Source organism: Pseudomonas sp. C32 (genome assembly GCF_030417915.1).
Classification (GTDB): Bacteria; Pseudomonadota; Gammaproteobacteria; order Pseudomonadales; family Pseudomonadaceae; genus Aquipseudomonas.
In genome coordinates this window covers 1-12,525 of the sequence record NZ_JAUHUK010000013.1, presented here as the reverse complement: position 1 = coordinate 12,525, position 12,525 = coordinate 1, and the positions used below count along the sequence as shown (strand labels likewise).

The following is a 12,525-nucleotide window of genomic DNA, read 5'->3' as shown; positions in this document are numbered from 1 at the left end:
CAAGCCAAACGCTACCCTCTACTCAAAGCGTGCAACGCCCTTAACAAGATTGCCTCCACCGGGAGCCGAACCATGCAGCGTTCCATTGCCACCGTGTCCTTGAGCGGTACCCTGCCGGAAAAACTCGAAGCCATTGCCGCCGCCGGTTTCGACGGCGTCGAGATTTTCGAGAACGACCTTCTCTACTACGACGGCAGCCCGCGGGAAATTAAACAGATGTGCGCCGATCTCGGGATCGCCATCACCCTGTTTCAACCGTTTCGCGATTTCGAGGGCTGCCGCCGCGATCGCTTGGCACGCAACCTGGAACGGGCCGAGCGCAAGTTCGACCTGATGCAAGAACTGGGCACTGACCTGGTGTTGGTGTGCAGCAACGCCTCGGCCGACTCCGTTGGTGATGAACAAATTTTAGTCGATGATTTGCGCCTGCTGGCGGAACACGCCGGTGCGCGTGGTTTGCGCATCGGCTACGAAGCGCTGGCCTGGGGCCGGCACGTGAACACGTATCAACAGGTCTGGAACATTGTCCGTCAGGCGGATCATCCGAGCCTCGGCGTGTTGCTCGACAGCTTCCACACGTTGTCGCTCAAGGGCGATCCGAGTGCCATCGCCGAGATTCCGGGCGACAAGATCTTCTTCGTGCAAATGGCTGACGCGCCGATCCTGGCCATGGACGTGCTGGAGTGGAGCCGGCATTTCCGTTGCTTCCCCGGCCAGGGCGAATTCGATCTGCCGGGGTTCCTCGCGCCGATCATCAAGAGTGGCTACACCGGGCCGTTGTCGCTGGAAATCTTCAACGACGGCTTCCGCGCCGCACCACCGAGGGCCAATGCCGCCGATGGACTGCGTTCGCTGCTGTATCTGGAAGAGAAAACCCGTGAGCGTCTGGCCATGGAAACCCAGCCAGCGAGCAACACCGAGATCCTGTTCGAGACGCCCAAGGCCAGTGAATACAACGGCATCGAATTTCTCGAATTCGCCGTGGACGAAAGCCTCGGCGCCAAGCTCTCCCATTGGTTAGAGCGGTTGGGTTTTACCAAGGCCGGGCAACATCGCTCCAAGAGCGTCAGCCTGTTTCGCCAGGGCGATATCAACCTGATCCTCAACTCCGAGCCGTACTCGTTTGCGCACAGTTTTTTCGAGGCCCACGGTCCTTCATTGTGTGCCACCGCCGTACGGGTCAAGGACAGCAGCAGTGCGCTGGCCCGCGCCGTGGCTTACAAAGGTCAGCCGTATCGCGGACTGGTCGGCCCCAATGAGCTGGAGCTCGCCGCTGTGCGCGCACCGGATGGCAGCCTGATCTACCTGGTGGACCAGCACGCCGATGTGTACGGCACCGACTTCAATCTGTTGGCGGATGCAGTGGCTGGTGGCGGACTCAAGCGCATCGATCACATGGCCATGGCATTGCCGGCCGACAGCCTCGACAGCTGGGTATTGTTCTACAAAAGCTTGCTGGATTTCGAAGCGGACGATGAAGTGGTGTTGCCCGACCCGTATGGTCTGGTGAAGAGCCGGGCCCTGCGCAGTCGGGACAGTTCGATCCGTCTGCCGCTGAACATTTCCGAGAACCGCAACACCGCGATCTCACACGCGCTGTCGAGTTATCGCGGCTCCGGGGTGCATCACATCGCGTTTGATTGCGACGATATCTTCGCCCAGGTCAGCCGAGCGAAAGAGGCGGGCGTGCCGCTGCTGGACATCCCGCTCAATTACTACGATGACCTGGCGGCACGCTTCGATTTCGACGATGAGTTCCTCAGCGAACTGGCGTATTACAACGTGCTGTACGACCGCGATGCCCACGGCGGCGAGCTGTTTCATGTGTACACCGAGCCGTTCGAAGGGCGGTTTTTCTTCGAGATCATCCAGCGCAAGAACGGTTACGCCGGTTACGGTGCGGCTAACGTAGCGGTGCGGTTGGCGGCGATGGCAAAATCCAGAAGCGGCGCCGTACGTCAGACAAAGTTGTAGGGAAATCGTAATCACGGCGACAAAAGCGCTACCGCGCGGCTTCCTTCACTGTGCCGCGCGGCCCATAATCGCCAGCCTGTGCAGTGATGGCCGTGAGCCCGCGATGACAACTATTTCAGAACCCTCCCCAGTGCCCGACCAGACCGTTGCCGAGCCGCGCAAGAGTCGTAAGAACAACCCGGAAAAGACCCGCGAAAACATCCTGCAGGAGGCGATCGTCGAGTTCGTCCAGCAGGGGCTGTCCGGTGCCCGCGTCGACGCAATCGCCGAGCGCATCCACACCTCAAAGCGCATGATCTATTACTACTTCGGCAGTAAGGAACAGCTCTACGTCGAGGTGCTGGAGAAGCTCTACGGCGATATTCGCAACACCGAAAGCCGCTTGCACCTGACAGAGTTGGCGCCGGTAGAAGCGATTCGACGTCTGGTTGAATTCACCTTTGATCACCACGACCGTAACGTTGATTTCGTGCGGATTGTCAGCATCGAAAACATTCACAACGCCGAGTTTGTGAAGCGTTCCGATGCGATCAGGGCGATGAACAACACCGTGCTTGATTCCCTCGGAGTGATTCTGCGTCGGGGTGTCGAGGAAGGTGTTTTCCGCGCAGGCCTGGTGCCGCTGGATGTGCATCTGCTGATCAGCTCGTTCTGCTTCTATCGGGTTTCGAACCGCCATACCGTGGGTGAGATTTTTCAGATCGACCTGCCGGCCGAGGCGGTCAAACAACGTCATCGCGAGATGATTTGTGAGTCGGTGTTGCGTTACTTGCAGGCTTGATTGTCTTGGTTCTCAACCAATCGCATTCACGCAACACCCTGTAGGAGCTGGCTTGCCAGCGAAGGCGGCTGACCTGATTCACCGCATCGCCTGCTTCGCCAGCAAGCCGGCTCCTACGAAACATCCAGGGTTGGCGCTTCAGTCATTCATGCTCTGGAAATGCTCAAGCATGCGCTGGGCATCCGGCACCACGCCGCTGAACAACTCGAACGCCTTCACCGCCTGAAACACCGCCATGTTGCCGCCATCCAGCGTCCGGCAACCGAGGGCGCGGGCGTTGCGCAGCAGTTCGGTTTCCAGCGGGAAGTAGACGATCTCCGCGACCCACAGTTCGGCGCGCAGCAGCTCCACCGGCACCGGCATGCCCGGCAGTTTTTTCATGCCCATCGGCGTGGTGTTCACCAGACCATCAGCCTGGGCCAGCGTCAGCGCCAAATCATGCCCGGCCACCGCACGACCATTGCCGAAATGCTGGTTCAGATTGTCGGCGAGGCTTTGGGCGCGGCTGATATCCACGTCGAAAATACTCAGCTGTTGTACGCCTTCGCTCAACAATGCGTGGGCCACCGCCGCACCTGCTCCGCCGGCGCCCATCTGGACGACACGCTCAACGGCAACGCCTTTCAGGCCCCGGCGAAATCCCTCGGCAAATCCAAGACAATCGGTGTTGTGGCCGATGCGTTTGCCGTCCTTGAGCACCACCGTGTTGACCGCACCGATGCCGCGCGCCTCCGGCGACAGTTCGTCGAGGAGCGGGATGATCGCCTGCTTGCACGGAAAGGTAATGTTCAGCCCGGTGTAGTTCATGCGCTCGGCCGCCATCAACAGGTCGGGCAGGGCATTGCTGTCGAGCTTCAACTGATCAAGGTCAATCAAGCGATAGAGATAACGCAGACCTTGGGCATCGCCTTCATGCTCATGCAGCGCAGGCGTGCGGGAGGCCTGAATGCCGGCGCCGATCAGCCCGGCCAGGATCACGGAGTTCTGAGTCACGGTGGTCACCCCTTCAAACGCTGACTGAAATACTCCAGCGCCAGGCGATAGCCATGGCTGCCGAAACCGGCCATCACGGCCGTCGCGATGGCGGATACAAACGAGTGGTGGCGGAAGGGTTCACGGGCGTGGACGTTGGACAAGTGGACTTCGATCACCGGCAGTTCGCTGGCAACCAACGCGTCGCGGATGGCGACGGAAGTGTGCGTCCACGCCGCCGGGTTGATCACGATCCCGGCGCAGCGACCACGGGCGGCGTGAATCCAGTCGAGCAATTCGCCTTCATGATTGGTCTGGCGAAACTCCACCGTCAGGCCGAACTCCTCGCCCGCGCGTCCGCACAGGGCCGAAATATCGGCCAGGGTTTCATGGCCGTAGGTTGCCGGTTCGCGGGTGCCGAGCAGGTTCAGGTTCGGGCCGTTGAGCACCAGAACGATAGGGGACATCGCAATCTCTCCACTTATTATTTTTGGAATCGGCCGAAGATTTCAGCCTGTGGAGATAAATTGTACTAACTGGTTAATTCGGTCAATTGACGTGAATGCTCGCGGGCTGTTTCTGGGCGGTGATCGGACACTTTCAGCGTTTAACGCGGCAAACGCTCGACGAGGAAATCGATGAACGCCCTCAAGCGCAGCGGCACATGGCGACTTTGCGGGTACAGCAGAGTAAACGGCCGCGAGCGCCCGCCATAAGGCTTGAGCACTTAATACAAAAAAACCGTCACGAGGACGGTTTTTTTGTAGGTTGCAGATGCAATCAACGCCGGGTCAACAACACTCCGGATTCCATGTGGTGAGTCCACGGGAACTGGTCGAACATCGCGCATTGGGTGATGCGATGCGTGTCGTGCAGTTGGGCGATGTTGGCTGCCAGGGTCTCCGGGTTGCAGGAGATGTACAGGATGTTGTCGAAGCGTCGGGTCAGCTCGCACGTGTCCGGGTCCATGCCGGCGCGCGGCGGGTCGACGAAGACGCTGCCGAACTCGTAGCTCTTGAGGTCGATGCCGTGCAGGCGACGGAACGGGCGCACTTCGTTCAGGGCTTCGGTCAGCTCTTCGGCGGATAAACGCACCAGAGTGACGTTATCCACAGCGTTTTCGCTGAGGTTGCTCAAGGCTGCGTTGACCGAGGTCTTGCTGATTTCAGTGGCCAGCACTTTGCGCACGCGGGTGGCGAGGGGCAGGGTGAAGTTGCCGTTGCCGCAATACAGCTCTAGCAAATCATCGGAGCGATCGCCAAGCGCATCGTATGCCCAGTTGAGCATTTTCTGGTTCACCGTGCCGTTGGGCTGGGTGAACGCGCCTTCTGGCTGGCGGTAGCTGAAGGTGCGGCCGCCGACTTCCAGCTTCTCGACGACGTAATCGAGACCGATGACTTCGCGCTTGCCCTTGGAACGGCCGATGATGCTGACGTTCAGGTCGGCTGCCAGTTTTGTGGCCGCCGCGTGCCAGTGCTCGTCCAGCGGACGGTGATAGCACAAAGTGATCATCGCATCGCCGGCCAGGGTGGTCAGGAACTCCACCTGGAACAGCTTGTTGCTCAGGGGCGCACTGGCTTGCCACGCGGCCTTGAGCTTGGGCATCAGTTCATTGATGCGCAGGCTGGCAATCGGGAACGCTTCGATCAGGATCGGCGTGCGTTTGTCTTCCTGGGAAAACATCGCGTAATGACGATCGCCGGCTTCACGCCACAGGCGAAATTCGGCGCGCAGGCGGAAGTTCTGCAGCGGTGAGTCGAACACGGTCGGCTCGGGCGCATCGAACGGGGCCAGCAGGTCACGCAAGCGCGTGACCTTGTCTTCGAGCTGTGCGGCGTAGGCCTGGGAATCAAAAGTCATGCGTTGAACCAACCGAGCTTGATCACGAACAGAATCGACAGGATCACCAGCGCCGGGTTCAGCTCACGGCCGCGACCGGACATCAACTTGATGGCGGTCCAGGCAATGAAGCCAAAGGCGATGCCGTTGGCGATGGAATAAGTGAACGGCATGGCCAGCGCGGTGATGACCACCGGCGCGGCGACGGTGATGTCGTCCCAGTCTATTTCGGCCAGGCCGGAAGTCATCAGCACGGCGACGAACAGCAGCGCTGGCGCAGTGGCGAAGGCGGGAACGCTGGCGGCCAGTGGCGAGAAGAACAACGCCAGCAGGAACAGGATCGCCACGACGATGGCGGTCAGGCCGGTGCGGCCCCCGGCACTCACGCCCGCAGCAGATTCGATGTAACTGGTGGTGGTCGAGGTGCCCAGCAGGGAACCGGCCATCGCGGCTGTACTGTCAGCGATCAGCGCACGGCCCATTTTCGGCATATGGCCGTCCTTGCCCATCAAGCCGGCGCGCTTGGCGACGCCGATCAGGGTGCCGGAGTTGTCGAACAGGTCGACGAACAGGAAGGCGAAAATCACGCTGACCAGACCGATGTCCAGTGCGCCTTTGATATCCAGTTGCAGGAACGTCGGCGCCAGCGATGGCGGCATCGACATCACGCCGCCGAACGGGGTGAAGCCCATGACGATGGCAATAATGGTCACCACCAGAATGCCGATCAGCACCGCACCGCGCACGGCGAGGGCTTCAAGGGCGACGATCAGGGCGAAACCGAGGGTGGCGAGGATCGGTGCCGGTTGTTTCAGGTCACCGAGGCCAACCATGGTCGCCGGGTTGCTGACCACGATGCCGGCGTTGTGCAGGGCGATCAGCGCCAGGAACAGGCCGATACCGGCGGCAATCGCCGAGCGCAGCGGCAGCGGGATGCTGTTGATGATCCATTCGCGGATGCGGAAGATCGACAGCAGGAAGAAGCACACCGCCGAGATGAACACCGCACCCAGCGCCACTTGCCAGGTATGGCCCATGTGCAGGACCACGGTATAAGTGAAGAAGGCGTTGAGGCCCATGCCCGGTGCGAGCGCGATCGGGTAGTTGGCGATCAGGCCCATGACTGCGGAGCCGATGGCAGCTGCCAGACAGGTGGCGACGAACACCGCGCCCTTGTCCATGCCGGTCTCACCGAGGATGCTCGGGTTGACGAACAGAATGTAGGCCATGGCCAAGAAGGTCGTGACGCCCGCCAGAATCTCGGTCCGCACGTTGGTGTTGTGTGCCTTGAGTTGAAACAGCCTTTCCAGCATGTCTGCTCCCCGTGGCGCGCCCGGCGCCGTGAATGTATCGACCTCAACAGCAAAGCACAGACCGCAGAACGCGCCTGAAAAATACTGTGGACCGGAAAAAGCCGCGCATCATACCAGCAGCGTGGGGTTATGGCTGCTTATGGCTGTGATCGTCGTCGATGTTTTGCGAGAAAGCCAAGTGCGCCATACTGCGCGCTGTTTTTTGAGGTGGACAGGTCCTGCATGAAAAAGCGTCTGGCTGGCGTATTTGGCGTATTGATGGCGTTGTTTTTCGGGACCCAAGCGACCGAGGCCGCATCGGCCCCGCCCTTGAGTGAAGTGAAGGTGCTCAAGGTCGCTTCGCCTTCCTGCGGGGTCGAAAGCATCGACGAGGGCCAAAAACAGACGCGTTGTGACCACAGCGGCTCGAACATTCTTGTTTACGTGCTGGAAGTCGGTTACGGCCGTGAGCCCCGTGTCGCGCTGGACGGCTTCGAAGTGAATGGCACCCGCACGCCGGTCTGTGCTTTCAGGAATGGCAACCTGACCACCTGCACCCCCGGGGAAAAAACCGTCGGCTATTTATATGCCTTCGATCTCGCGGGCAAACAGGAAGGCACTTTCAGCTTCAGCAACACCTCGCTCAACGCGCCGGGCAATACGCTGTCGACGCAGCTTCACATCAAGTAACGACCAGTCCCGAACAGGGGCGGGAAAGCTGACTACGCTTTAAGAATCATTCTTTGGATCGTAGCCCATGACCTTTCGTGCCTTGATTGCCCTCGCCGAGGGCACCGATGATTTGCAAACAGTTATGCTGATCGATGTGCTGCGCCGCGCTCAGGTCGAAGTCGTGGTGGCGAGCATCGAGGGCCGACGGATGTTGACCTGCGCCCGCGGTACCCGCCTGACCTGCGATGCGATGTTGGTGGATTTGCTCGCTCAACCCTTCGACCTGATCGCCTTGCCGGGTGGTGCGATCGGGGTACAGCACTTGGCGGGCCATCAACCCTTGCAACAATTGATCAAGGACCAGGCCGCAACCGGTCGCCTGTTCGCCGGTATCGCCGAAGCGCCTGCGGTGGCGCTGCAAGCCTTCGGTGTATTGCGGCAACGGCGCATGACCTGCCTGCCTTCGGCCAGCCATCAGCTGTCGGGTTGCAACTTCGTCGATCAGCCGGTGGTGGTCGACGGCAATTGCATCACCGCCCAAGGCTCGGGCGCGGCATTGGTGTTTGCCCTGGCCCTGGTCGAGCAACTCTGCGGCAAAGCCACGCGTTCGGCAGTGGCGGGGGAGTTGTTGGTCAAGTGAGGGTCAGGCCTTCACTTCTTCCTTGGGCACATGCATCCGGTCGCGATTGGCCAGGCTCGGGAACAGCTTGATCCAGGTGCCGGTCACCACCAGCGTACCGATGCCACCCATGACCACGGCCGGTACGGTGCCGAACCAGTGGGCGGTCAACCCCGATTCAAATTCGCCCAGCTGGTTGGAAGCACCGATGAACAAGCCGTTCACGGCGCTGACCCGGCCGCGCATTTCGTCCGGGGTTTCGAGTTGTACGAACGACGCGCGGATCACCATGCTGATCATGTCGGCGGCGCCCAGCACCACCAGCACGGCGAGCGAGAACCAGAACGAGGTCGACAGGCCGAAGGCGATGGTCGCCACGCCGAACACACCCACGGCCGTAAACATCACGCGGCCGACGTTGCGTTCCACGGCAAATCGCGCCAGGAACAGTGACATCAGCAAGGCACCCACTGCCGGTGCCGAGCGCAACAGGCCGAGCCCCCACGGTCCGGTCAGCAAAATGTCCTTGGCGAATACCGGCAGCAGCGCCGTTGCACCCCCCAGCAGCACGGCAAACAAATCCAGCGAGATAGCCCCGAGAATGTCCGGTCGGCTGCGAATGAAGCGAATACCTGCCAGCAGCGAATCCAGCGTGGCCTTGCCTTTGTTCAGCGGCGTTTGCCGTGCGGGCAGGTTGAGCATCAAGGAACAGGCGATCACGTAAAGGAGCACGGTGGGGCCATACACCCAGACACTGCCGAAGGCATAGAGCAAACCGCCGAGGGCTGGCGCGACGATGGTTGCCGATTGCTGGGCTGACTGCGCGGCAGCAACAGCCCGGGGAAACAACGCGCTGGGCACGATGCTCGGCAGCAGGGCCTGAGTGGTCGGCATTTCGAAGGAGCGGGCCGCACCGAGCAGAAAGGCGAGGATGAAGATCAATTCCCGAGTGACATGATCGGTCGCACTGCCAATGGCCAGCGACAGGGCGATCAGCGCTTGCAACGACTGGCAGATCGCCGCGACCTTGCGCCGGTCATAGCGATCCGCGACGTGCCCGGTGTGCAGCATGAACAACACGCGTGGGGCGAACTCCACCAGGCCGACCAGCCCGAGGTCGAGTACGTTGCCCGTCAGTTGGTACAGGTTCCAGCCGATGGCCACCGTGAGCATCTGAAAACCGCTGGCGGTGAAAACCCGGGCCAGCCAGAACGCTAGGAACGGACGATGGTGACGTAACAGCAAGGGCTCTTGGCTGGGCATCTGCGGCAAATCTGGGGGAGGGGAATGGCGAGGTTATCATCAACCTGTAACAGGAAGTTGCAGTGACGGAAAATTTAGTTAGCCAGACATCGATTGTCCACTCAATGGAAAATCATGTGGCGAGGGAGCAGGCTCCCTCGCCACACCAAGAATGTTTCAGGCCATTTCGCCAACCCTGAGGCAACTTGTCACGCGGCAAAAGACCACGCGAGTCATCCCCGGAATTGGGACTACTCTTTCAACGTTGATTGATCCAGATCAAAACCCTCAAACGGAATTGATCCGGTGGCCGGTTGGCCAGACCCTGCGTTGTGATGCGTATAAAAAAAGAACAAACAGAGATTCGCCACAGTCCATACCCGTGGGGGCCGTGGGTGCAGGCTTTCAGCCCGCAGCCGTACTACCTGACAGAGGAAGACTTATGTTCGGTTTAGAGGCACTTGATCTCGCCCGAATTCAGTTCGCGTTCACCATCTCGTTCCATATCCTGTTTCCGGCCATCACCATCGGTCTGGCGAGTTACCTGGCGGTACTCGAAGGCCTGTGGCTGAAAACCCATAACGACATCTACCGTGACCTCTACCACTTCTGGTCGAAGATCTTTGCCGTCAACTTCGGCATGGGGGTGGTCTCGGGCCTGGTCATGGCCTATCAGTTCGGCACCAACTGGAGCCGCTTCTCGGACTTCGCCGGGTCCGTGACCGGTCCGCTATTGACCTATGAAGTGTTGACCGCATTTTTCCTCGAGGCCGGGTTCCTCGGGGTCATGCTGTTCGGCTGGAACAAAGTCGGACGCGGCCTGCACTTCTTTGCCACGGTCATGGTGGCCATCGGCACACTCATCTCGACCTTCTGGATTCTCGCGTCCAATAGCTGGATGCAGACCCCGCAAGGTTTTGAAATTATCAACGGCCAGGTGATTCCGACCGACTGGCTGGCGGTGATCTTCAACCCGTCGTTCCCGTACCGCCTGATGCACATGGCAACGGCGGCGTTCGTTGCGACAGCGTTCTTCGTCGGCTCCTCGGCGGCCTGGCATTTGCTGCGCGGCAAGGACAACCCGGCGATCCGTAAAATGCTCTCGATGGCGATGTGGATGGCCCTGATTGTCGCGCCGATCCAGGCCGTCATCGGTGACTTCCACGGCCTTAACACGCTCAAGCATCAGCCAGCGAAAATCGCCGCGATCGAGGGACACTGGGAAAACAAAGGTGACGAGGCGACGCCGTTGATCCTGTTCGGCTGGCCGGACATGAAAGAAGAGCGAACCAAATTCGCCGTCGAAATTCCGTACCTCGGCAGCCTGATCCTCACGCACTCGCTGGACAAACAGGTGCCGGCGCTCAAGGAGTTCCCGCCTGAAGACCGGCCGAATTCGACCATCGTGTTCTGGTCGTTCCGGATCATGGTCGGCCTGGGTTTCCTGATGATCTTCACCGGGTTGTGGAGCTTGTGGCTGCGCAAGCGCGACAAGCTCTACACCTCGCGACCGTTCCTGTACCTGGCGTTATGGATGGGACCGTCCGGCCTGATCGCGATTCTCGCTGGCTGGTTCACCACGGAAATCGGCCGTCAGCCATGGGTGGTGTATGGCTTGATGCGCACGGCGGACGCGTCCTCCAACCATAGCTTCATGCAGATGAGCATCACCCTGATCCTGTTCGTCGTGGTGTATTTCGCGCTGTTCGGCGCCGGTCTTGGCTACATGATGCGCCTGGTGCGCAAAGGGCCGAAGATCGACGAAGGCAAGGAAACCAACGACGGTGGCCCCGGCCAGAAACGCACGCCCGCCCGTCCGCTGTCCGCCGCCGACGACGATCACGCTGATGCCGGCCACACCGTGACCAAGGAGATTTGAATCATGGGTATTGATCTTCCGCTGATCTGGGCCGTGATCATCATCTTCGGCATCATGATGTACGTGGTCATGGACGGTTTCGATCTGGGCATCGGGATTCTCTTCCCGTTCATTCCGGGCAAAACCGACCGTGACGTGATGATGAACACCGTCGCCCCTGTGTGGGACGGCAACGAAACCTGGCTGGTACTGGGTGGTGCAGCGCTGTTCGGCGCCTTCCCGCTGGCTTATTCGGTGGTGCTTTCGGCGTTGTATCTGCCGCTGATTTTCATGCTGATCGGGCTGATTTTCCGTGGTGTGGCCTTCGAGTTCCGCTTCAAGGCCAGGGACGACAAGCGCCACCTGTGGGACAAGGCGTTCATCGGTGGCTCGGTCACTGCAACATTCTTCCAGGGCGTTGCGCTCGGGGCTTTCATCGATGGGCTGCCAGTGGTCAATCGGCAGTTTGCCGGCGGCTCACTGGACTGGCTGACCCCGTTCACGATGTTCTGCGGTGCGGCGCTGGTGGTTGCTTATGCGCTGCTCGGTTGTACATGGCTGATCATGAAGACCGAAGGCAAGTTGCAGGAACAGATGCACGACCTGGCGCGACCCTTGGCGTTCGTGTTGTTGGCGGTGATCGGCATCGTCAGCATCTGGACCCCGCTGGCCCACGCCGAGATTGCGGCGCGTTGGTTCACCTTGCCAAACCTGTTCTGGTTCCTGCCGGTACCGATTCTGGTGTTGGTCACGATGTACGGCCTGATCCGCGCCGTCGCACGCAACGCGCATTACACGCCGTTCCTGCTGACGCTGGTGCTGATCTTCCTCGGCTACAGTGGGCTGGGTATCAGCCTCTGGCCGAATATCGTGCCGCCGTCGATCTCGATCTGGGACGCCGCCGCGCCGCCGCAGAGCCAAGGCTTCATGCTGGTAGGCACGCTGTTCATCATCCCGTTCATCCTGGGTTACACCTTCTGGAGCTACTACGTGTTCCGCGGCAAGGTGACCCACGAGGATGGTTACCACTAAAGGAGGTCTAAACAATGAGCGGCAAACACACCTTGCACGACATTGAAGAAGCCGAAAAAAAGCCGCTGTGGCAGCGGCTTGGCTGGTTGGCCATGATCTGGGCGGGCAGCGTCGGTGCATTGTTCATCGTCGCCAGCCTGATGCGCATGTTCATGAACGCCGCTGGCCTGACCACCCACTGAACCACCAGACATCCCATCCCGTCGCCATCAGGCGCGGATTTACAACCCTCCGGCTGGAGGGT

At 60.2% G+C, this 12,525-nt stretch carries 12 protein-coding genes and 1 pseudogene; 7 read left to right on the top strand and 6 right to left on the bottom strand.

Annotated features, from left to right (window positions below; all coding sequences use genetic code 11):
- Window positions 1-72: 72 nt before the first annotated feature.
- A complete protein-coding gene (gene quiC / locus QYH43_RS16020; protein WP_301157391.1) occupies window positions 73-1,974 on the top strand; it encodes a 3-dehydroshikimate dehydratase QuiC in 1,902 nt (633 codons plus the stop codon).
- A gap of 103 nt (window positions 1,975-2,077) precedes the next feature.
- Entirely contained in the window at window positions 2,078-2,755 is a 678-nt protein-coding gene (locus tag QYH43_RS16015; protein WP_095057208.1) for a TetR/AcrR family transcriptional regulator, read from the top strand.
- A 138-nt stretch (window positions 2,756-2,893) separates the two neighbouring features.
- On the opposite strand, the gene QYH43_RS16010 is transcribed toward QYH43_RS16015, so the two are convergent.
- The 5 genes and pseudogenes from QYH43_RS16010 to QYH43_RS15990 all read right to left on the bottom strand — a co-directional run bounded on the left by QYH43_RS16010 (window position 2,894) and on the right by QYH43_RS15990 (window position 6,879).
- The gene (locus QYH43_RS16010) at window positions 2,894-3,748 is read right to left on the bottom strand and encodes a shikimate dehydrogenase (RefSeq protein ID WP_095057326.1); all 855 of its coding nucleotides are present in this window, start codon (window positions 3,746-3,748) and stop codon (window positions 2,894-2,896) included.
- A 5-nt stretch (window positions 3,749-3,753) separates the two neighbouring features.
- Window positions 3,754-4,194, bottom strand: a complete 441-nt coding sequence (gene aroQ / locus QYH43_RS16005; RefSeq protein ID WP_301157390.1) for a type II 3-dehydroquinate dehydratase — start codon at window positions 4,192-4,194, stop codon at window positions 3,754-3,756.
- A gap of 140 nt (window positions 4,195-4,334) precedes the next feature.
- Window positions 4,335-4,454, bottom strand: a pseudogene (locus QYH43_RS16000) (LysR family transcriptional regulator); the annotation flags it as partial.
- A gap of 53 nt (window positions 4,455-4,507) precedes the next feature.
- Window positions 4,508-5,587: a tRNA (uridine(54)-C5)-methyltransferase TrmA gene (gene trmA, locus QYH43_RS15995; RefSeq protein ID WP_095057206.1), complete on the bottom strand. Its 1,080-nt coding sequence runs from the start codon at window positions 5,585-5,587 to the stop codon at window positions 4,508-4,510.
- Complete coding sequence (locus QYH43_RS15990) at window positions 5,584-6,879, bottom strand: NCS2 family permease (protein WP_095057205.1); 1,296 nt, start codon at window positions 6,877-6,879, stop codon at window positions 5,584-5,586. The genes trmA and QYH43_RS15990 overlap by 4 nt, the downstream gene beginning before the upstream one ends.
- 222 nt (window positions 6,880-7,101) lie before the next feature.
- Between QYH43_RS15990 and QYH43_RS15985 the strand changes: the two genes are divergently transcribed.
- Window positions 7,102-7,548 carry a DUF4879 domain-containing protein gene (locus QYH43_RS15985; RefSeq protein ID WP_301157389.1) on the top strand — a complete coding sequence of 149 codons (447 nt, stop codon included), beginning with the start codon at window positions 7,102-7,104 and terminating at the stop codon, window positions 7,546-7,548.
- A gap of 67 nt (window positions 7,549-7,615) precedes the next feature.
- Window positions 7,616-8,170 carry a DJ-1 family glyoxalase III gene (locus QYH43_RS15980; protein ID WP_301157387.1) on the top strand — a complete coding sequence of 185 codons (555 nt, stop codon included), beginning with the start codon at window positions 7,616-7,618 and terminating at the stop codon, window positions 8,168-8,170.
- Window positions 8,171-8,173: 3 nt separating this feature from the next.
- Here the strand turns inward: QYH43_RS15980 and QYH43_RS15975 are convergent, their stop codons facing one another.
- The gene (locus QYH43_RS15975) at window positions 8,174-9,412 is read right to left on the bottom strand and encodes an MFS transporter (RefSeq protein ID WP_301157386.1); all 1,239 of its coding nucleotides are present in this window, start codon (window positions 9,410-9,412) and stop codon (window positions 8,174-8,176) included.
- Between the two features lie 421 nt (window positions 9,413-9,833).
- On the opposite strand from QYH43_RS15975, the gene QYH43_RS15970 reads away from it, so the two are divergent.
- Genes QYH43_RS15970 through QYH43_RS15960 form a run of 3 tightly spaced genes read left to right on the top strand, consistent with a single transcriptional unit; the run spans window position 9,834 to window position 12,463 of the window.
- The gene (locus QYH43_RS15970; protein WP_301157384.1) at window positions 9,834-11,270 is read left to right on the top strand and encodes a cytochrome ubiquinol oxidase subunit I; all 1,437 of its coding nucleotides are present in this window, start codon (window positions 9,834-9,836) and stop codon (window positions 11,268-11,270) included.
- A 3-nt stretch (window positions 11,271-11,273) separates the two neighbouring features.
- Window positions 11,274-12,281, top strand: coding sequence for a cytochrome d ubiquinol oxidase subunit II (gene cydB, locus QYH43_RS15965; RefSeq protein ID WP_095057200.1), 1,008 nt, complete (start codon window positions 11,274-11,276; stop codon window positions 12,279-12,281).
- Window positions 12,282-12,295: 14 nt separating this feature from the next.
- Complete coding sequence (locus QYH43_RS15960; protein ID WP_095057199.1) at window positions 12,296-12,463, top strand: DUF2474 domain-containing protein; 168 nt, start codon at window positions 12,296-12,298, stop codon at window positions 12,461-12,463.
- The last annotated feature ends 62 nt before the right edge of the window (window positions 12,464-12,525 follow it).